Origin of the sequence: Streptomyces sp. NPDC014733, assembly GCF_043083385.1 — a bacterium.
Lineage (GTDB): Bacteria > Actinomycetota > Actinomycetes > Streptomycetales > Streptomycetaceae > Streptomyces.
In genome coordinates, this window is the sequence record NZ_JBIBYO010000002.1 from 654,043 (window position 1) to 674,255 (window position 20,213).

The 20,213-nt window shown below is 72.9% G+C and carries 19 protein-coding genes; 8 read left to right on the plus strand and 11 right to left on the minus strand.

The window, feature by feature from the left end; translation table 11 throughout:
• Positions 1-41 precede the first annotated feature (41 nt).
• Positions 42-998 carry an NAD-dependent epimerase/dehydratase family protein gene (locus ACF1BH_RS07430; RefSeq protein WP_391641454.1) on the plus strand — a complete coding sequence of 319 codons (957 nt, stop codon included), beginning with the start codon at positions 42-44 and terminating at the stop codon, positions 996-998.
• A gap of 90 nt (positions 999-1,088) precedes the next feature.
• Here ACF1BH_RS07430 and ACF1BH_RS07435 read toward each other — a convergent pair whose 3' ends face one another.
• Positions 1,089-1,616: a winged helix-turn-helix transcriptional regulator gene (locus ACF1BH_RS07435; RefSeq protein ID WP_391641455.1), complete on the minus strand. Its 528-nt coding sequence runs from the start codon at positions 1,614-1,616 to the stop codon at positions 1,089-1,091.
• A gap of 74 nt (positions 1,617-1,690) precedes the next feature.
• On the opposite strand from ACF1BH_RS07435, the gene ACF1BH_RS07440 reads away from it, so the two are divergent.
• From ACF1BH_RS07440 to ACF1BH_RS07465, 6 genes are all read left to right on the plus strand, one after another.
• Positions 1,691-2,335 (plus strand): dihydrofolate reductase family protein, encoded by a 645-nt coding sequence (locus ACF1BH_RS07440; protein ID WP_391641456.1) that lies wholly within the window; start codon positions 1,691-1,693, stop codon positions 2,333-2,335.
• 134 nt (positions 2,336-2,469) lie between these two features.
• Entirely contained in the window at positions 2,470-3,021 is a 552-nt protein-coding gene (locus ACF1BH_RS07445) for an O-acetyl-ADP-ribose deacetylase (RefSeq protein WP_391641457.1), read from the plus strand.
• Positions 3,022-3,208: 187 nt separating this feature from the next.
• On the plus strand, positions 3,209-3,589 hold the full coding sequence (locus tag ACF1BH_RS07450) for a 5-carboxymethyl-2-hydroxymuconate Delta-isomerase (protein ID WP_391641458.1): 381 nt from the start codon (positions 3,209-3,211) through the stop codon (positions 3,587-3,589).
• 43 nt (positions 3,590-3,632) lie between these two features.
• Positions 3,633-4,601: a prolyl aminopeptidase gene (pip, locus tag ACF1BH_RS07455; protein WP_391641459.1), complete on the plus strand. Its 969-nt coding sequence runs from the start codon at positions 3,633-3,635 to the stop codon at positions 4,599-4,601.
• A 115-nt stretch (positions 4,602-4,716) separates the two neighbouring features.
• Positions 4,717-6,189 carry an AlkA N-terminal domain-containing protein gene (locus ACF1BH_RS07460; RefSeq protein ID WP_391641460.1) on the plus strand — a complete coding sequence of 491 codons (1,473 nt, stop codon included), beginning with the start codon at positions 4,717-4,719 and terminating at the stop codon, positions 6,187-6,189.
• A gap of 73 nt (positions 6,190-6,262) precedes the next feature.
• A complete protein-coding gene (locus ACF1BH_RS07465; protein WP_391641461.1) occupies positions 6,263-6,811 on the plus strand; it encodes a methylated-DNA--[protein]-cysteine S-methyltransferase in 549 nt (182 codons plus the stop codon).
• A gap of 93 nt (positions 6,812-6,904) precedes the next feature.
• Here ACF1BH_RS07465 and ACF1BH_RS07470 read toward each other — a convergent pair whose 3' ends face one another.
• Together ACF1BH_RS07470 and ACF1BH_RS07475 are read right to left on the minus strand one after the other, a co-directional pair.
• Positions 6,905-7,717 (minus strand): DUF4037 domain-containing protein, encoded by an 813-nt coding sequence (locus ACF1BH_RS07470; RefSeq protein WP_391641462.1) that lies wholly within the window; start codon positions 7,715-7,717, stop codon positions 6,905-6,907.
• 131 nt (positions 7,718-7,848) lie between these two features.
• Positions 7,849-8,415 (minus strand): NUDIX domain-containing protein, encoded by a 567-nt coding sequence (locus ACF1BH_RS07475; protein ID WP_391641463.1) that lies wholly within the window; start codon positions 8,413-8,415, stop codon positions 7,849-7,851.
• Positions 8,416-8,545: 130 nt separating this feature from the next.
• Here ACF1BH_RS07475 and ACF1BH_RS07480 point away from each other — a divergent pair, with 130 nt between their 5' ends.
• Positions 8,546-9,700, plus strand: a complete 1,155-nt coding sequence (locus tag ACF1BH_RS07480) for a glycerate kinase (RefSeq protein ID WP_391641464.1) — start codon at positions 8,546-8,548, stop codon at positions 9,698-9,700.
• A gap of 75 nt (positions 9,701-9,775) precedes the next feature.
• On the opposite strand, the gene pssA is transcribed toward ACF1BH_RS07480, so the two are convergent.
• From pssA to ACF1BH_RS07520, 8 genes are all read right to left on the minus strand, one after another.
• On the minus strand, positions 9,776-10,627 hold the full coding sequence (pssA, locus tag ACF1BH_RS07485) for a CDP-diacylglycerol--serine O-phosphatidyltransferase (protein WP_391641465.1): 852 nt from the start codon (positions 10,625-10,627) through the stop codon (positions 9,776-9,778).
• Entirely contained in the window at positions 10,614-11,261 is a 648-nt protein-coding gene (locus ACF1BH_RS07490) for a phosphatidylserine decarboxylase (protein ID WP_391641466.1), read from the minus strand. The genes pssA and ACF1BH_RS07490 overlap by 14 nt, the downstream gene beginning before the upstream one ends.
• 171 nt (positions 11,262-11,432) lie before the next feature.
• A complete protein-coding gene (locus ACF1BH_RS07495; protein WP_391641467.1) occupies positions 11,433-12,641 on the minus strand; it encodes an acyl-CoA dehydrogenase family protein in 1,209 nt (402 codons plus the stop codon).
• Positions 12,642-12,643: 2 nt separating this feature from the next.
• Complete coding sequence (locus ACF1BH_RS07500) at positions 12,644-13,168, minus strand: MaoC family dehydratase (RefSeq protein WP_391641468.1); 525 nt, start codon at positions 13,166-13,168, stop codon at positions 12,644-12,646.
• 61 nt (positions 13,169-13,229) lie between these two features.
• The gene (locus ACF1BH_RS07505) at positions 13,230-15,281 is read right to left on the minus strand and encodes a protein meaA (RefSeq protein ID WP_391641469.1); all 2,052 of its coding nucleotides are present in this window, start codon (positions 15,279-15,281) and stop codon (positions 13,230-13,232) included.
• Between the two features lie 65 nt (positions 15,282-15,346).
• Positions 15,347-16,684 (minus strand): crotonyl-CoA carboxylase/reductase, encoded by a 1,338-nt coding sequence (ccrA, locus tag ACF1BH_RS07510; protein WP_391641470.1) that lies wholly within the window; start codon positions 16,682-16,684, stop codon positions 15,347-15,349.
• Between the two features lie 501 nt (positions 16,685-17,185).
• Positions 17,186-17,986 carry a TetR family transcriptional regulator gene (locus ACF1BH_RS07515; RefSeq protein ID WP_391641471.1) on the minus strand — a complete coding sequence of 267 codons (801 nt, stop codon included), beginning with the start codon at positions 17,984-17,986 and terminating at the stop codon, positions 17,186-17,188.
• A 112-nt stretch (positions 17,987-18,098) separates the two neighbouring features.
• Positions 18,099-19,925: a 3-hydroxyacyl-CoA dehydrogenase family protein gene (locus ACF1BH_RS07520; protein ID WP_391641472.1), complete on the minus strand. Its 1,827-nt coding sequence runs from the start codon at positions 19,923-19,925 to the stop codon at positions 18,099-18,101.
• Between the last annotated feature and the right edge of the window lie 288 nt (positions 19,926-20,213).

The window sequence follows — 20,213 nt, forward strand, 5'->3', positions numbered from 1 at the left end:
CCGGGCTCCCCGCCGAGCGCATACGGCTACCTTCGGATGCCATGCGCATCCTTGTCCTTGGCGGTACCTCATTCGTGGGCCGGGCCTTCGTGGCAGACGCCCTCCGAGCGGGCGCGGACGTCACGCTGTTCGGCCGGGGCCGGACGGGGCCCGAGCTGTTCCCGGGAGTCCCCCGGCGGCTGGGCGACCGCGACACCGGCGACTACTCAGCTCTACGGGACGGGCGGTGGGACGCGGTCGTCGACGTCAGCGGGTATGTACCGCGCCATGTCGGCCAGGCCATGGACGCGCTCGGCGACCGTGTCGGCAGATACCTCTTCCTCTCCAGCCAGGCCGTGTACGTCCGGACGGGCGTGGCCGCCGGGGCGGACGAGGACACCCCGCGCCGACCGCCCGTCCGGGACACCGAGGAACTGACGGAGGAGACCTACGGACCACTCAAAGTGGCGTGCGAGGACGCGGTGTTCGCCCGGTACGGGACGCGGGCGACGGTGGTCCGGCCGGGAAAGGTCGTGGGGCCGCACGATGTGCAGGACGGCGTCACCTACTGGCTGCGCCGGGCCGCGCGCGGCGGGCGGGTGGCGCTCCCGGGGCACCCGGAGCAGCCGGTCCAGGTGATCGACTCGCGGGACCTGGCCCGACTGATCGTACGGCTGCTCACGGACGACCGGCCCGGCGCCTTCCATGCCGTGGGACCGGCCGAGCCGACCACCCTGGCCGGGCTGATCCGCACCTGTGCGCGGGTCGCGGGCAGCAGCGTCGACCTCGTCCCGGTGCCCGCCGACGCGGTCTCCCGGCCGCTGCCGCTGATCCGGCCCGCACCGATGTGGCCGACCCAGCAGCGCGACCCGGCGCGGGCGCGGGCGGCCGGAATGCCCGCGACCCCGCTGGAGACCACCCTCGCCGACGTCCTCGCCTGGGACCGCGAACGCGGCGCACCGCCCCTGGACCACGGCCTGACCCCGCAGGAGGAGGCGCGCCTGCTGGCCGGGGCGTGATCCGGCCCGGCCCGCAGGCGCGCGCCCGGCTACGGCCCGGCCCGAGCCGCCCGCCCGGTGCTCCGGGGCGGTCGCTCGCACCGCCTCCGCCTATCCCCGGGCGGCGACGCGTTCGTAGGCCCGGGTGAGTTCGGCGAGGACACCGTCGGCCGGGAGGGGGTGGCCTTCCAGATGGGTGGCGCGGAGTTCGGCCATGAAGCGTGCGCCCAGCTCGGGGCCGCCGGCCGCGAGGAGCTGGGCGCGGATGGAGAGTTCCGGTGTGGTGGGGAGCCAGCGGGCGCCCCAGGCGCCCAGCTGGGTGAGGACCGGGACGAGTTGGATGGCCGCCTCGGTGAGCCGGTACTCGATCTTCTGCCGGTGGCTCGGATCGTCGTGCCGGGTCAGCAGCCCGGCGCCGGTGAGCTTGGCGAGGCGGGCGGCGAGGATGTTCGACGCGATGCCCTCGACGGAGTGGGTGAGCAGTTCGCGGAAGTGCCGGTGGCCGCTGAACATCAGGTCCCGCAGCACGATCAGGCTCCACCGGTCGCCGAGCAGCTCGACGGTGAGGTTGATCGGGCAGCCCGACTTTCCCGGCGGCACGGGCAGCCGTTCGGCCGATTCCGGTTGCGGGGTGTCCATGGCGGAGTACGGTACCACCGGTTGTTGTTTGCAATCGGATGCCGGGGTCGGCTCCGGCTCTTTGAGGAGGGCTCATGTCACAGCTGTTGCGGGTGCAGTGTTTCTGTGTGTCGCGGGACGGGTTCGGCTCCGGCGAGGGGCAGAGCCTGGAACGCCCCTTCGGCCATGCGGACCCGGCCGCCTTCTTCTCCTGGGCGGGCGCCACCGCGAGCTGGGTGAACCGCACGGACCCCGGAGGCACCCGCGGTCTGGACGACTACTTCACCCGTGATCACACCACCAACATCGGGGCGGAGATCATGGGGCGCAACAAGTTCGGCCCCCAGCGCGGCCCTTGGGAGAACGACGAGTGGCGGGGCTGGTGGGGCGAGACCCCGCCGTTCCGCACCCCGGTCTTCGTCCTCACCCACCACCCGCGCCCGTCCTTCACCCTGGCCGACACCACCTTCCACTTCCTCGACGCGACCCCGGCCGAGGCGCTGGCCCGCGCGAAGGAAGCCGCGGGCGAGCGCGATGTCCGCCTCGGCGGCGGAGTCGCCACCGTCCGGGAGTTCCTGGCCGCCGATCTCGTCGACACGATGCACATCGCCGTCGCCCCCGTCGACCTGCACCGCGGCGCACGCCTCTGGGAGAGCCCCGACGAACTCCTCGACCGCTTCCACCTGGAGAAGGTGGAGAGCCCCAGCGGCGTCACCCACCATCTGTTCTGGCGGCGCTGACCGGCGGCTCCCGCCCGTCGGTCTGACGCCCCGTCGTCCGGGAACCCGCGCGCGGCGCCGCCCGGGGGTGTGTCGAGCGGGGTCCGGGGCCCTGGTCCACGGAGAGCGGCGCGACACCCCCTAGGCTCCCGCCCATGAACGCCGTATCCGACGACTCCCAGGTCCCGCCCGCCTCCGGCCCCCGGCTGGTGCTCGTCCGGGGTGACATCACCGAGCAGCGGGTGGACGCGGTGGTGAACGCCGCCAACTCCTCGTTGCTGGGCGGCGGGGGAGTGGACGGCGCGATCCACCGGCGGGGCGGGCCGGAGGTGCTGGCCGCCTGCCGTGAGCTGCGGGCGTCGCAGTACGGGCGGGGGCTGCCGACGGGCCGGGCGGTCGCGACCACGGCGGGCCGGTTGCCGGCGCGCTGGGTGATCCACACCGTCGGCCCCCGCCACTCGCCGGACGAGGACCGGTCCGCGCTGCTCGCCTCCTGCTACCGGGAGTCGCTGCGCGTCGCCGACGAACTGGGCGCGCGGACCGTCGCGTTCCCCGCGGTGTCCGCCGGGATCTACGGCTGGCCGATGGCGGACGCCGCGCGGATCGCGGTGGCGACCGTCCGGGCCACGCCGACCGCGGTCGAGGAGGTCAGGTTCGTCCTCTTCGACGACCGGGCGTACGAGGCGTTCGCCGCGCAGGCGGCCTGACACCGCAGCGGCCGGGCCCGGCCGCGGACCCGGCGCCGGAGCTGCCCGGGGCCCGCGCCGCGGACCGGCCACGGCGTGCGCCGGCGCACGCTTCCCGGTGCCGCCCGCCACCGGGCGCCGCGGTACCGCCCCGCCACCCCCGTATGGCAGGGTCTACGGGGCCCGCACCGCGATCAGGAGTTTCCCCATGCCGCAGATCCTCGTCTCCTACGACGCGTCCCTGGACGACGTCCTCGACCGCCGGGCCTTCGCCCGGGAGCTGCACACGGCGGCGGCGGAGACCGACGAGGGCATCACCGTCGGCGGCTGCCGGACCCGCTTCCAGCGCGTCGAGGAGACCGTCATCGGCGACGACCGGCCCGGACAGGCGCTGATCCACCTGGAGTTCGCGATACTGCCGGGCCGCACCGAGGGCGCCAAGCGGGCGCTGGGCGCCGCCGCACTGCATGTGCTGCGCCGCCACACCGCCACGGTGCCGCCCGGCACGGTGGTGCACGCCTCGGTGGACGTCACCGAACTGGGCACCGCCTACACCGCGTACAAGGGCCCCGGCGGCACGGGCGCCTGACCCGCCCCTTCCCGGGCACCGACCGGACCACGAAAGGGACACCATGGCCGAGCTGTACCCGCCGATCGAACCGTACGACCGGGGCATGCTGGACGTCGGCGACGGCAACCTCGTGTACTGGGAGGTCTGCGGCAACCCGCAGGGCAAGCCCGCCCTCGTCGTGCACGGCGGGCCGGGCTCGGGCTGCACGGAGCGCGTGCGCCGGAACTTCGACCCGGCGCGCTACCGCATCGTCCTCTTCGACCAGCGCGGCTGCGGCCGCTCCACCCCGCACGTCGCCGACCCGACGACCGACCTGCGCGCCAACACCACCGCGCATCTCGTCGCCGACATGGAACGGCTCCGCACCCACCTCGGCATCGACCGCTGGCTGCTCTTCGGCGGCTCCTGGGGCTCCACGCTGATCCTCGCCTACGCCGAGCAGCACCCCGCCCGCGTCTCGGAGATCGTCATCCCGGGCGTCACCACCACCCGCCGCCGCGAGACCGACTGGCTCTACCGCGGCGCCGGCCGTTTCTTCCCCGAGCAGTGGCAACGCTTCCGGGAGGGCGTCCCGGCGACCGACCGCGACGGGGACCTGCTCACCGCGTACGCCGCGCTGATGTCCGACCCCGACCCGGCGGTACGGGAGCGGGCCGCGGCCCGCTGGTGCGCCTGGGAGGACAAGGTGCTCTCCCTGGAGCCGCACGGCGCGCCCGATGTGTACGGCGGCCGCCCCTCCGCGGCGCGGCAGGCGCTGGTACGGCTCTGCGCCCACTACTTCTCGCACGGCGCCTGGCTGGAGGAGGGCGCCCTGCTGCGCGACGCGGGCCGCCTCGCGGGCATCCCCGGCGTCCTCGTCCACGGCCGCCTCGACCTCAGTACGCCGCTGGAGACCGCCTGGGAGCTGGCCCGCGCCTGGCCCGGCGCCGAGCTGACCGTCATCGAGGACGCCGGGCACAAGGGCAGCGCGGCGACCCGGGACGTGGTCATCGGCGCGCTGGACCGGTTCGCGGCGGCCGACAGGGCGTGACCGGGCGCGGCGGACGCCGACATCAGCGGCCAGGGCGCGGCATCCGCCCCGGCAGACGCACGCCGATGTCGGATTTCCGCCAGCACCGGGCCTCCCGGAGGGCAATCCTGGAGACATGCACACCGACACCGAGAGCTGTCTGCGCGCCGTGCGGTCCAAGGACGCCCGCTTCGACGGCCGGTTCTTCACCGCCGTGCTCACCACCCGGATCTACTGCCGCCCCAGCTGCCCCGCGGTGCCGCCCAAACCGCAGAACATGTGCTTCTACCCGAGCGCCGCCGCGGCCCAGCAGGCCGGTTTCCGCGCCTGCAAACGGTGCCGCCCCGACGCCGCCCCCGGCTCCCCGCAGTGGGACGAACGCGCCGACCTCACCGCCCGCGCCATGCGGCTGATCGCCGACGGCGTCGTCGACCGCGAAGGCGTCCCCGGACTCGCCGCCCACCTCGGGTACAGCACCCGCCAGATCGAGCGCCAACTCCGCGCCGAACTGGGCGCCGGACCGCTCGCCCTGGCCCGCGCCCAGCGCGCGCAGACCGCCCGGCTGCTGATCGAGACGACGGCGCTGCCGATGACCGAGGTGGCGTTCGCCGCCGGGTTCGCCAGCATCCGCACCTTCAACGAAACGGTCCGCGAGGTCTTCGCGCTCGCCCCCGGTGACCTGCGGCAACGCGCCGCCCCCGGCCCGCACGCCACGGTGCCCGGCACCCTCACCCTGCGGCTGCCCTTCCGCCGCCCGCTCTGCCCCGACAACCTCTTCGGCCACCTCGCGGCCACCGCCGTCCCCGGCGTCGAGGAGTGGCGCCACGGCGCCTACCGCCGCACCCTCCGCCTCCCGTACGGCCACGGCATCGCCGCGCTCACCCCGCGCCCCGACCACATCGACTGCCGCCTCTCCCTCACCGACCTGCGGGACCTGACCGGCGCCATCGCCCGCTGCCGCCGGATGCTCGACCTGGATGCCGACCCGCAGGCGGTCGACGGGCAGCTGCGCCGCGACCCGGTGCTGGCCCCGCTGGTCGACGCGGCCCCTGGGCGGCGCGTGCCGCGCACCGCTGACGCCGACGAGTTCGCCGTCCGCGCCGTCCTCGGCCAGCAGGTCTCCACCGCCGCCGCCCGCACCCACGCCGGACGGCTGGTCCTCGCCCACGGCGAGCCGGTCGACGACCCCGAGGGCGGCCTCACCCACCTCTTCCCGACCCCGCAGGCGCTCGCCGGACTCGACCCGGACCAGCTGGCGATGCCCCGCACCCGCCGCACCACCCTCACCGGACTGATCGCCGCCCTCGCCGACGGCGCCCTCCATCTCGGCCCCGGCGGCGACCGAGCCGAGGCCCGCGCCCGCCTCGCCGCACTCCCCGGCGTCGGCCCCTGGACCGTCGAATGCATCGCCATGCGCGCCCTCGGCGACCCGGACGCCTTCACCCCCACCGACCTGGGCCTGCGCCGCGCCGCCGGCGCCCTCGGCCTGCCCGCCACCCCCGCGGCCCTCATCCGCCACGCCACCGCCTGGAGCCCTTGGCGCGCCTACGCCGTCCAGTACCTCTGGGCGACGGAGGACCATCCGATCAACATCCTCCCGTCCGCCTGACGCACGGGCCCGCACCCGCCCCGTACCCGACCGCACCCGGCACCACCACTCCGACCGACTGAGACGGCACGCCATGACCACGCCCCCGCCCACCGACCGCGCCCACACCGTCCTCGACGCCACGCCCGTCGGCCCGCTCACCCTCGTCGCCACCGGGCCCGCGCTCTGCGGCGTCTACATGACCGACCACCGCCACCGCCCGCCGCTGGAGACCTTCGGCCGCCGCGCCGACCCCGATGAAACGCCCTTCGCCGCCACCGCCGCGCAACTGCACGCCTACTTCCGCGGCGAGCTGACCGTCTTCGACCTCCCGCTCGACCTGGGCGGTACCCCGTTCCAACGCCGCGTCTGGGCCGAACTGGTCACCATCCCGTACGGGACGACCCTGACCTACGGGCAGCTCGCCGACCGCCTCGGCACGCCCTCCGCGGCCCGCGCCGTCGGCCTCGCCAACGGCCGCAACCCGGTCAGCATCATCGTCCCCTGCCACCGTGTCATCGGCGCCGACGGCAGCCTCACCGGCTACGGCGGCGGCCTCGACAACAAGCGCCGGCTGCTGGCGTTCGAGCGCGCGGAGCAGGACGGCGACGGGGCGCTCTTCCCGGTGGCCGAGGTGGGGTGACGGGGCGCTCCCGCAGGGGCCGCTCCCCGTAAGGGGCGGGGCGCCACCGGGCCCGGCGGTTCCCGCCCGCCCGGCGCGGTACGGGGCCGGGCGCTACCCGCCCACCGCCTCCCGCACCCGCGCCACCAGCTCCCGCGCCCGCTCCAGCGACCGGCGTAGCGGCTCCTCCTCGGTGCCGAGGCCGCCGAGCAGCGCGGCGGCGTCGCGGGCGAACCCCGGTGGCGTGCCGGGCAGCGCCGCGGCCGCCGCGAGGGCGCCTTTCTCGTTGAGGCACCAGACCCGGTGGTGCGCGTGGAGCGCCTGGACGAGGGCGCCGACCGCCCGCGACAGACAGAGCGCCGCGTGCAGCACATCGCCGCGCCCGGGCGCCTTCGCGGCCATCGCCACCGAGAACTCCGCGTCCCCCACGGCCCGCCCGCACAGCGCCGTCCGCAGCGCCTCCGGGTACTCCCGCACCGTCCGCCGCAGCTCCGTCAACTCCCCGGAGGGATCGGCCAGTACGCGCCCCAGCGCGACCTCACCCGGGTAGGCGGGGGACCAGAACCCGAGCGGGTGCCCGAGCTGTTCCCCGATCTCGTACCGCCCCTCGCGGCACTCCTCCCACACCCGCCGCACCCGGTCCACGTCCCGCAGAATCCAGTCCACGGACGCCCCGCCGCCGGCCGGTGGCAACCATGCCCCGCCGTTGACCCACGCACCCCACGCCCCCGGCGGGAACACCTCGACGGGCCCGCCGGCGACCTCCGCCGCCAGCGTCTCCAGGGCCGGTACGTCCACCTCGCCCCGGTAGTACACGCCCAGATCCCAGTCGGAGTCCGCCCGCTCCGTCCCCCGCGCCCGGCTCCCGCCGAGCATCACCCCGACGACCCCCGGCACCTCGGCCAGACGTGCGGCGATCCTGTCCATCACGACTCCTTGCCACGGGGGAGGGGGAACGAACGAGCCGTACCCCTTGCCCCGCAGGCGGCCTCGACGTCCTCGGGGGTGAGCAGCTCCAGCCGTGGTGATCGCACCATGGGGGCACCGTACGGTCGGCCTCAAGGAGCGCTCAACGGGTTTTTCCCGTCGGCGGGTTGATCCCCGCCCCGCCCCGGCCTCAGCCCCGTCATCCGCCTCCCCGGCACCCGCCCGTCCTCCAACTCCACCGTGCCCGTACCCCGTTCCAACGCATCGAGCGCGGCCCGGACCCGTAGCGCCGACGGGGGGTCGAGCAGCCGGGCGGCCTCCTCCCACGGGGCCATGCGCCAGGACAGCAGTTCGTCCTCCTGGAGGCGGATCGAGGCGAGCGCCGCGTCGTCGAGAACACCGCCGTCGAAGAGGTACGAGACCACGGGCGGCCAGCCGGGGCTGCGGACCCAGTCGACGGCGAGCAGGGCGCCGACCGCGACGTCCAGGCCGATCTCCTCGGCGGTCTCCCGGTGCGCGGCCTGGCGCGGGGACTCCCCGGCGTCCGACTCGACGGTCCCGCCGGGCAGCAGCCAGCAGTCCCGGTAGTCCGGCTCCACCAGCAGGATCCGGCCCGCCGCGTCCCGCAGGACGGTTCCGGCACCGGACAGCACCCGCGGCAGGCTCGCGATATAGGTCGCCTCATCCATCGTCGTCATGGCCGCGAGCATAGGAGAGACGCCCCCTCGTACGGGGCCGCGGACGCCGAAGGAAGCCCTGTTCGTGGTGGCTTTCGCCGGATAGGGTCGCACCGGCGCGACTGCCAGTTCGAAAGCAAGGGGAAACACGATGGCGGACGCAGCAAGGACAGCGGCACGGGTGCTGATCGCCGCGGACAAGTTCAAGGGCTCCCTCACGGCCGTCGAGGTCGCCGCGCACGTCACGGCCGGCCTGCGCCGCGCCGTCCCGGATCTCGGCGTGACGGCCGTACCGGTCGCGGACGGCGGGGACGGCACGGTCGCCGCCGCGCTGGCGGCCGGCTTCACCCGGCACGAGGCGCGGGTCACCGGCCCCACCGGCGCCCCGGTCACCGCGACCTTCGCCCTGCGCACGGACGGTACCGCGGTCGTCGAGATGGCCGAGGCGTCCGGCCTCCAGCATCTGCCGCCCGGCGTCTTCGCCCCGCTGACGGCGACCACGTACGGCACCGGTGAACTGCTGCGGGCGGCGCTCGACGCCGGGGCCACCTCGATCGTCTTCGGCGTCGGCGGCAGCGCCACCACCGACGGCGGCGCGGGCATGCTGGCGGCGCTCGGCGCCCGCCTCCTGGGCGCGGACGGCGCCCCGGTCGGCCCCGGCGGCGGCGCCCTGCGCTCCCTGGCCACCGCCGACCTCTCCGGCCTCGACCCCCGGCTGGCCACCACGGAGATCGTCCTCGCCAGCGATGTCGACAACCCGCTCACCGGCCCCAAGGGCGCACCCGCGGTCTACGGCCCGCAGAAGGGCGCGAGCCCGGCCGACGTCGCGGAGCTGGACGCGGCGCTCACGCACTACGCCGCCGTCCTGGAGCGGACCCTCGGCGCCCGGGCCGCGGAGTGCGCCCAGGCGCCCGGCGCGGGCGCGGCCGGCGGGATCGGCTACGGCGCGCTGGTCGGTCTCGGCGCCACCTTCCGGCCCGGTATCGACGTGATGCTGGAGGTGCTGGGCTTCGCGCCCGCGCTGGCCGGGGCGACCTTCGTGATCACCGGCGAGGGTTCGCTCGACGAGCAGACGCTGCACGGCAAGGCGCCCGCCGGCGTCGCCGCGGCGGCCCGGGCGGCCGGGCTGGAGGTCGCCGCGGTCTGCGGGCGGCTGCGGCTGACCCCCGAGGCGCTGGCCGCCGCCGGGATCCGGCGGGCGTATCCGCTGACCGACCTGGAGAGCGACCCGGAGCGCTGCATGGCCCAGGCGGGCCCGCTGCTGGAGCGCGCCGCGGAGCAGCTCGCCCGCGATCTGCTGAGCTGAGCCGGGCACCGCACACGACGAGAAGGAGCCCCGGGCGGATCGCCCGGGGCTCCTTCTCGTCGTACGGATGCGCGGTTACGGCAGCTGGGCTGCGCGGGCCTCGCGGCGGTTGTCGCGGAAGGTGTTCACCCGCCGGGCCGTCGCGAAGAGCGGGATCATCGCGCCGAGGACGATCTGCAGGGCGCAGCCGGTCTGCAGCAGCCGCTGGCCGGCCGGGGCGTCCAGCGCCCAGGCGGTGAGCATGCCCATGCTGAGCACGATCCAGCTGAGCATCGCCACGGCGAGACGGCCACGCGGCTTCGGGTACTCGACCCGGCTCACCATCAGCCAGGCCACCCCGATGATCGCCAGCAGCGTCGGCAGAAACGGCAGCTCCAGCAGGACGATGGCGACGACGGTCAGCGCGCCGAACGGTCCGGGCATGCCCTGGAACATTCCGTCGCGCATCGGCACGCACGAGAAGCGCGCGAGCCGCAGCACCACGGCGAGCAGGACCACGACCGCGGCCACCACCGACACCTGCTGGTTCGCGTCCTGCGCGACCATGCCCCAGGTGACGACGAAGTAGGCGGGGGCGAGACCGAAGCTGATCAGGTCGGAGAGGTTGTCGAGCTCGGCGCCCATCGCGGAGGCCCGCAGCTTGCGCGCCACGAGTCCGTCGAAGAGGTCGAAGACCGACGCCAGCAGCATCAGGATCACGGCCATCGCCGCGCTGTGCCGCGCCATGCCGCCGTCGTCCATGCCCGTCAGATGCGGGATGAGGACGCCGGTGGTCGTGAAGTAGACGGCCATGAAGCCGCAGATGGCGTTGCCGAGGGTGAGGGTGTCCGCTATCGACAGCCGCGTGGACAGCGGGATGTCGACGTCACCCTCCTCCTCGTTCTCGGGCGCCCAGCCGGCTTGGGTTTCCGGATCAATCACGGTCAAGACGAGTCACCCCCGCGGTGGTGGCCTGGCCGACCTCGACCGCCGCCTCGACGCCTTCCGGGAGGTAGACGTCGACGCGGGAGCCGAAGCGGATCAGACCGATGCGTTCGCCCTGCTCCACCTTGGTGCCCTGCGGCACGTAAGGCACGATGCGGCGGGCCACCGCACCGGCGATCTGGACCATCTCGACGTCACCGATCTCGGTGTCGAAATGCCAGACGACGCGTTCGTTGTTCTCGCTCTCCTTGTTGAACGCCGGCACGAACCCGCCGGGGATGTGCTCCACGGACGTCACGGTGCCGGCCAGCGGCGCGCGGTTGACGTGGACGTTCAGCGGGCTCATGAAGATCGCGACGCGGGTGCGTCCGTCCTTCCACGGCATGATGCTCTGCACCACACCGTCGGCCGGGGAAATCACACGGCCCTGAGCGATCTCGCGCTCGGGGTCGCGGAAGAACCACAGCATGCCCGCCGCGAGAGCGGTGGTGGGCACGGCGACGGCGGCCCAGCGTCCCGAGCGACGGGAGCGGGCCAGGCTGACCGCTGCCGTTGCCACGGTCGGGAGGAGCCACGGCGACGCTCCGCGCGCGAGGCGGACGCGGCCGCGTGGTGCAGAGGATTGGCTGTGGGGCATGGATGACCTTCGTAGCGGAGGATGCCGCGTAGTGGTTACGGGGGACGGCGGCTTTCCGGGGATGCTATCGGTTACGAGCGGCAACTGGCCAAGAGCCAGAGCCAATCCGTGGCCGAACAAGGATGACGCGGTGTGATCTTCGTCTAGATGAAATGCGGGCAAAAGGGAATTTCACCCCTGGATTCGGTACTCCTCCAGTAGCCGCCGACCGATGATCATTTTCTGGATCTCGGCGGTACCTTCACCGATCAGCAGCATCGGGGCCTCGCGGTAGAGGCGCTCGATCTCGTACTCCTTCGAGAAGCCGTAGCCACCGTGGATGCGGAATGCGTCCTCCACCACCTCCTTGCAGTACTCGGAGGCCAGGTACTTCGCCATGCCGGCCTCGAGGTCGTTTCGCTGCCCCGAGTCCTTTTTGCGTGCAGCATTCACCATCATCGCATGGGCCGCTTCGACCTTTGTCGCCATTTCTGCCAATTTGAACTGAATGGCCTGGTGCTGTGCGATCGGCTTGCCGAAGGTGTGGCGCTGCTGTGCGTAGTCGACGCCCAGCTCGAAGGCGCGCCGGGCGACGCCGCAGCCGCGCGCGGCGACATTGACCCGGCCGACCTCGACGCCGTCCATCATGTGATAGAAGCCACGCCCGCTCTCACCACCGAGCACCCGGTCGGCCGGGATGCGCAGGCCGTCCATGATCATTTCGGTGGTGTCCACCCCCTTGTAGCCCATTTTCTCGATCTTGCCGGGAATGGTCAGACCGGGACGGACCTCGCCGAAGCCGGCTTCCTTCTCCACCAGGAAGGTCGTCATGGACTTGTGCGGCGCGGTGCCCTCGGGGTGCCCCTCGTCGGTCCGGCAGAGCACCGCGACCAGGGTCGACGAGCCGCCGTTGGTCAGCCACATCTTCTGGCCGGTGAGGAGGTAGTCGCCCCCTCCGTCGCGCACCGCCTTGGAGGAGATCGCCGAGACGTCCGAGCCCAGTGCCGGTTCCGACATCGAGAAGGCGCCGCGGACCTCACCCGTCGCCATCCGGGGCAGGAAGTACTCCTTCTGCTCCTGCGTGCCGTGCTGCTTGAGCATGTACGCCACGATGAAGTGGGTGTTGATGATGCCCGACACGCTCATCCAGCCGCGGGCGATCTCCTCCACCGTCAGCGCGTAGGTGAGCAGGGACTCGCCGAGGCCGCCGTACTCCTCGGGGATCATCAGCCCGAAGACGCCCAGTTCCTTGAGGCCCTCGACGATCCGCGTCGGGTATGCGTCGCGGTGCTCCAGCTCCGTGGCGACGGGGATGATCTCCTTGTCCACGAAGTCACGGACGGTGGCGAGGATCTCCCGCTGGATGTCGGTCAGGCCCTCGGTCTGTGCGAGACGGGACATGTCTACTTCTCCTTCCGGGCCGCCGGGGCCTTCAGCTCGGGGCGGCCGGGCTGCTCGCCGCCGCGCTGTGCGATGTACTCCGCGGTCGGCACCATGACCTTGCGCCGGAAGACGCAGACCAGCGTGCCGTCCTGGTTGTAGCCCTTCGTCTCGACCTGGACGATGCCGCGGTCCGGCTTGGAGCGCGACGGCGTCTTGTCGAGCACCGTCGTCTCGCCGTAGAGCGTGTCGCCGTGGAACGTCGGCGCCACGTGCTTGAGCGATTCGACCTCCAGGTTGGCCAGCGCCTTCCCGGAGACGTCCGGCACCGACATGCCCAGCAGCAGCGAGTAGACGTAGTTGCCGACGACGACGTTCTTGCCGAAGTCGGTGGTCTCCTCGGCGTAGTGGGCGTCCATGTGCAGCGGGTGGTGGTTCATCGTCAGCAGGCAGAAGAGGTGGTCGTCGTACTCGGTGACCGTCTTGCCCGGCCAGTGCTTGTAGACGTCGCCGACGGTGAACTCTTCGTAGGTACGGCCGAACTGCATCGTGCTCACTCCTCCGGAGCTTCGGGCGGGGATGTACGGGTGGCGCGGGCCCGCGCCGGGGTCATGCGGGGACCTCCAGAGGAGCGAGCCCGTTCGCCGTGCGGATCTCGTCGACGATACGGCCGATGATCTCGGTGATACCGAAGTCCTTCGGGGTGAACACCGCGGCCACCCCGGCCTCCCGCAGCGCGGCCGCGTCGGCGGACGGGATGATCCCGCCGACGATGACCGGCAGCTCCTCGGCGCCGGCGCGGGCCAGCCGCGCCAGGACGTCCGGGACCAGCTCGGCGTGGGAGCCGGAGAGGATCGACAGGCCCACACAGTGCACGTCCTCGGCGACCGCCGCCGCGACGATCTGCTCGGGCGTGAGCCGGATGCCCTGGTAGACCACCTCGAAACCGGCGTCGCGGGCGCGCACCGCGATCTGTTCGGCGCCGTTGCTGTGGCCGTCCAGACCGGGCTTGCCGACCAGCAGCCGCAGCTTGCCGGTGCCCAGATCGGCGGCGGTCTTCGCGACCTTCTCGCGGACGAGGGCCAGCGGGCTGCCGTCCTCCGCCGGGACGGCCAGCGGAGCGGAGGAGACGCCCGTGGGTGCCCGGAATTCCCCGAACACCTCCCGCAGCGCGCCCGCCCACTCGCCGGTGGTGACCCCGGCGCGGGCGCACTCCACGGTGGCCTCCATGAGGTTCTCCGTGCCGGCCGCGGCCTCCTTGAGCAGGTCCAGGGCCTGCTCGACGCGCGGGAAGTGGAACGGCTCGCCGCGTCCCTGGCGGTCGGCCAGCTCCTCGCGGGTGGCCCGCCAGTCGGCGAGTGCCCGCACGACGCGCGCCTCGACGGCCGGGTCGACCGTCTGGACCGCGGTGTCCAGGTCGGCGGTGAGCGGGTTCGGCTCGGTGGACTCGAAGCAGTTGACGCCGATGATCTTCTCCTCGCCGGACTCGATCCGCGCCCGCCGCTCGGCGTGCGAGGAGACCAGCTGCGCCTTGAGGTAGCCGGACTCCACGGCGGCCATCGCGCCGCCCATCTCCTGGATCCGGTCGATCTCCGCCCGGCACTCCGCGACGAGCGCGTCCACCTTCGCCTCGACCACGTGCGACCCGGCGAACAGGTCCTCGTACTCCAGCAGATCGCTCTCGTGGGCGAGGACCTGCTGGATACGGAGTGACCACTGCTGGTCCCAGGGGCGGGGCAGGCCCAGCGCCTCGTTCCACGCCGGGAGCTGGACGGCCCGCGCGCGGGCGTCCTTCGACAGCGTGACCGCCAGCATCTCCAGGACGATCCGCTGGACGTTGTTCTCCGGCTGCGCCTCGGTCAGGCCCAGCGAGTTGACCTGCACGCCGTAGCGGAAGCGGCGCTGCTTGGGGTTCTCGATGCCGTACCGCTCGCGGGTGATCGTGTCCCACAGGCGGCCGAACGCCCGCATCTTGCACATCTCCTCGACGAAGCGGACGCCCGCGTTGACGAAGAAGGAGATACGGGCGACGACCTCACCCTTGCGCTCCTCCGGGACCTGCCCGGAGGCGAACACCGCGTCCAGCACGGCGATGGCGGTGGACAGCGCGTACGCGATCTCCTGGACGGGGGTGGCCCCGGCCTCCTGCAGGTGGTAACTGCAGATGTTGATCGGGTTCCACTTCGGGATGTGGTTGACCGTGTACGCGATCATGTCGGTGGTCAGCCGGAGGGAGGGCCCGGGCGGGAAGACGTGCGTGCCCCGCGACAGGTACTCCTTGACGATGTCGTTCTGCGTCGTCCCCTGGAGCTGCCCGATGTCCGCGCCCTGCTCCTCGGCGACCACCTGGTAGAGCGCCAGCAGCCACATCGCGGTGGCGTTGATGGTCATCGAGGTGTTCATCTGCTCCAGCGGAATGTCCTGGAACAGCCGCCGCATGTCGCCGAGGTGGGAGACCGGGACGCCGACCCGGCCGACCTCACCCCTGGCGAGGATGTGGTCGGGGTCGTATCCGGTCTGCGTCGGGAGGTCGAACGCGACCGACAGCCCGGTCTGCCCCTTGGCGAGGTTGCGCCGGTACAGCTCGTTGGACGCCTCGGCCGTGGAGTGCCCGGCGTAGGTCCGCATCAGCCACGGACGATCCTTCTGACGCTCAGTCATGGTTCTGCAACCGCCTATCGGTTCGGACAGTGCGACGGCGCGCTCCGGCCTGGCCGGAGGCGCGCTCAGGCGTCGCGGAAGAGGTTGATCGCGTCGAGGTGCTTGGCGCGCATCTCCGTGTCGCGGACGCCCAGCCCCTCCTCGGGGGCGAGCGCGAGGACGCCGACCTTGCCCTGGTGGAGGTTGCGGTGGACGTCGTACGCGGCCTGGCCGGTGTCGTCGAGGGAGTACACCTTGGAGAGCGTCGGGTGGATCTTGCCCTTGGCGATGAGGCGGTTGGCCTCCCACGCCTCGCGGTAGTTGGCGAAGTGCGAGCCGACGATCCGCTTCAGCGACATCCACAGGTAGCGGTTGTCGTACTCGTGCTGGTAGCCCGAGGTCGAGGCGCAGGTGACGATGGTGCCGCCCTTGCGGGTGACGTAGACGGAGGCGCCGAACGTCTCGCGGCCCGGGTGCTCGAAGACGATGTCGACGTCCTCGCCGCCGGTCAGCTCGCGGATCCGCTTGCCGAACCGCTTCCACTCGCGCGGGTCCTGCTCGTGCTCGTTCTTCCAGAACCGGTAGCCCTCGGCCTTGCGGTCGATGATCGCCTCGGCGCCCATCTTCCGGCAGATCTCCGCCTTGTCCGCGCTGCTCACCACGCAGATCGGGTTGGCGCCGCCGGCCAGCGCGAACTGGGTGGCGTACGAGCCGAGCCCGCCGCTGGCGCCCCAGATGAGGACGTTGTCGCCCTGCTTCATGCCGGCGCCGTTGCGGGAGACCAGCTGGCGGTAGGCGGTGGAGTTGACCAGGCCCGGGGCGGCGGCCTCCTCCCAGCTGAGGTGGTCCGGCTTCGGCATCAGCTGATTGGACTTGACCAGCGCGATCTCGGCGAGCCCGCCGAAGTTGGTCTCGAAGCCCCAGATCCGCTGCTCGGGGTCGAGCATCGTGTCGTTGTGCCCGTCGGAGGACTCCAGCTCCACGGAGAGGCAGTGCGCGACGACCTCGTCGCCGGGGTGCCAGGAGTTGACGCCGGGGCCGGTGCGCAGTACCACGCCCGCCAGGTCGGAGCCGATGACGTGGTACGGCAGGTCGTGGCGCTTGGCGAGCGGGGAGAGCTTGCCGTAGCGCTCCAGGAAGCCGAAGGTCGACAGCGGCTCGAAGATCGAGGTCCAGACGCTGTTGTAGTTCACGGAGGACGCCATGACGGCGACCAGCGCCTCGCCGGGGCCCAGTTCGGGCAGCGGGACGTCCTCGACGTGCAGGGACTTGCGCGGGTCCTTCTCGTGGGTGGCGAGTCCGGCGAACATCTCGGTCTCGTCCTTGTGGACGGTGACCGCGCGGTAGGACTCGGGCAGGGGCAGGGCGGCGAAGTCGTCGCGGGTGGTGTCGGGCGCGAGGATCGCGTCCAGGATGTCGTTCACGGTGTGCCTCCGGCGAAGCTCGTTCAGAACGGCTTGAGGGAACGTCGGGGGTGGTGCGGGCTGCGGATGAGGGGTCCGCGGATGTCGGCGCCGGTGAGCGCGGTGTGCCTGTGACGCAGGCGCCCGAACGGACGGCCCTGACAAGGCCGTTGGGACATCCGGCACACGGGGTGGGGTGTGTGCCGGTCGCTCGGACCCCCTCAACGTATGACACCGGGTGTCAGTGAACAAGACACTGAGTGCCATAAATTTCTCTCAGATGAAAGAAAGTCCTCACATCTGAGCGATGATCGTTCAAAGGGGCCCGCGGGCGATGGATGATCGATCAACGGGCCCTGTGGATGCGCCTTGCACATGCGGCGGATGCGCGATGATCGCGCAGATCGCTCCGCGATCCGGACATGCCGCGGCCCCCGCAGACCGGACGCGCGGCGGCGTCGGATCCCGGGGGCCGGGGGAGCGGGCCCGGTGTCCGGGCGGGGGCGGGCGGTGCCCGGAAGGTCAGCGCTTCTTCAGCGCCCGCTCGATGGTCCTCATGACCTCGTCCAGCGGGGCGTCCGTCCGCGCCACCGTGACCAGCACCTCGCCCTCGCGGGAGACCGCCGCGGGTGCGCTCTCGCCGGCGTCGGTACGGCCCGCGCCGATACCGGTGCCGAAGGTCTCCCGGACGATCTCGAAGGCGTGGTCCAGCTGGGTCTCCACATCGCCCTGCGCGCCGGCCCGCAGCCACCGCCGCAGCACGTGGTTGTGCGCGGTGACCACCGCCGACGCGGCGACCTCGGCGAGCAGCGGATCGTCGTCGCCCTCGCGGTGCGCGCCCTCGTCGAAGTGGCCCAGCAGATAGCGGGTGAACAGCCGCTCGTAGCGGGCCACCGACGCGATCTCGGCCTCCCGGAGGGTGGGTACCTCGCGGGTCAGGTGGTAGCGGGCCACGGACACCGCGGGGGACGCCGCGTACATCCGCATGACTTCCTTGATACCGCGGCAGACCGTGTCGAGCGGGTTCTCGTGCGCCGGCGCCGCGTCGAGGACCGCCGCGGCGCGCACCAGGGTGTCGTCGTGGTCGGGGAAGATCGCCTCTTCCTTGGAGCGGAAGTGGCGGAAGAACGTCCGCCGGGCGACACCGGCGGCCGCCGCGATCTCGTCGACCGTGGTCGCCTCGTAGCCCTTGGTCGCGAACAACTCCATGGCCGCGGCCGAGAGTTCGCGGCGCATCTTGAGTCGCTGGGCCGCCGCGCGGCGGGCGCCGGGAGTACTGGTCTCCGGGGTGTCGGGGGACGGGGAACGAGCGGGCTGGGACATGTGGGGACGGTACTTCATATTCCCGCGGCCCGTGGCATTCGGTGCCACCCGCTCCCCGCTGACCTGGGGCGGACCGCCCGAAGGCGCCAGCAGCCCGCCCCACCGGTCCCGGTCAGCGCCGGGCGTACTCACGGAAGCCGCGGCCGGTCTTGCGGCCCAGGCAGCCCGCGGCGACCAGGTGCTCCAGGAGCGGCGCCGGAGCCAGCCCCGGATCGCGGAACTCCGCGTGCAGCACCTTCTCGATCGCCAGCGAGACATCGAGCCCGACGACGTCCAGCAACTCGAACGGGCCCATCGGGTAGCCGCCGCCCAGCTTCATCGCCGCGTCGATGTCGTCCGGCGTCGCGTAGTGCTCCTGCACCATCTTCACCGCGTTGTTGAGGTACGGGAAGAGCAGCGCGTTCACGATGAACCCGGCGCGGTCCCCGCAGTCCACCGCGTGCTTGCGCGCCGCCGCGCACACCTCCCGGACGGTGGCGTGCACCTCGTCGGCGGTCAGCACCGTCCGCACCACCTCGACCAGCTTCATCGCCGGCGCCGGGTTGAAGAAGTGCATCCCGATGACGTCCTGCGGCCGGGACGTGGCGCGGGCGCAGGCGATGACCGGCAGCGACGAGGTGGTGGTCGCCAGGATCGCGCCCGGCTTGCAGACCGCGTCCAGGGTGGCGAACAGCTCCTGCTTGACCGCCAGGTCCTCGGCCACCGCCTCGACGGCGAGATCGACCTCGGCCAGCGCGTCCAGGGAGCCCGCGGGTGTGATCGCGGCCAGCGCGGCGTCCCGCTCCCCGGCGGTCAGCCGGCCCTTCTCCACCGAGCGGCCCAGCGACTTCGCGATCCGCGCCACCGCCCGCTCCGCCTTCTCCTGGCTACGGGCCGCCAGTACGACATCGAAGCCCGCCTTCGCGAAGACCTCGGCGATCCCGGACGCCATCGTCCCGGACCCGGCGACACCGACGGCGCGCACCGGCCGCCCGGCGCCGCGCCCGCCGCCGCCCGCCGGGGTCTGCGCGTCCGGCACGACGGTGGCCGAGCCCGGCGCCTCGTACGTGTAGAAACCGCGGCCCGCCTTGCGGCCGGTCAGCCCCGCCTCGGCGAGCTGGCCGAGGATCGGCGCGGGGGCGTGCAGCCGGTCGTGGGATTCGGCGTACATCGCCTCCAGGACGGTGCGGGCGGTGTCCACACCGATCAGGTCGAGCAGCGCCAGCGGGCCCATCGGCAGACCGCAGCCCAGCCGCATCGCCGCGTCGATGTCCTCCCGCCCGGCGTACCGCGACTCGTACATCGCGGCCGCCTGGTTGAGGTAACCGAAGAGCAGGCCGTCGGCGACGAAGCCGGGCCGGTCGCCCACCGCGATCGGGTCCTTGCCCAGGTCGCGGGCGAGCTGGGTGACGGCGGCGACGGCGGTCGGCGCGGTCAGCACCGAGGAGACCACCTCGACCAGCTTCATCGCCGGCGCCGGGTTGAAGAAGTGCAGCCCGAGAACGCGCTCGGGGTGCCGGGAGTCGGCGGCGAGCCGCGTCACCGAGAGGGCGTTGGTGCCGGTCGCGATGATCGTTTCCGGGCGCACCACCGCGTCCAGCGCGGCCAGCACCTCCTGCTTGAGCGCCTGGTCCTCGGGCACCACCTCGATGACGAGGTCGGCGTCGGCGGCGGCCCGCACCTCGGGGAAGGTGCGGAACCGCGCCAGGACCGACTGCCGCTCCCGTTCGGTGATCCGGCCGCGCTCGACGGAGCGGGCGGTGGCGGCGGCGAGGGCGTCCGCGGCGGTACGGGCGGCGGCGTCGTCGGTGTCGACGCCGATGACCTCACGCCCGGCGCGGGCGAGGATCTCGGCGATCTGGCTGCCCATCGTGCCGAGGCCGATGACGGCCACGGTCGTCAGAGGCGGCGTGTCGCCGGACAGGTCGGAGGAGCGATCTGGGGTGGACTGACGGTCCATCGAGGGACTCCCGAGGGTGTTCCCCCGCGTACGGGGGAGAGTGACGACTGAGGAGTTGCGCCCGGCGGCGCGGGCGGCGTGCGGCGCTCACCACGGCAGGCGTACGCGCCGGGGCGGGCCGGACACCGCGGGCGGTGCGGGGCGGCGAGGTGCGGGTGCGCGGAGAGGCGGACGGCAGGCCCTGTCCCGGGGCCGTGCCGTGCTCTCCGTAACGGTGTCGCGTGAAAGACCGGGCCGGGCGTGCGGACCGGGTGGTGCTCACCGGATCGACGTACTGCGGGCGGCTGC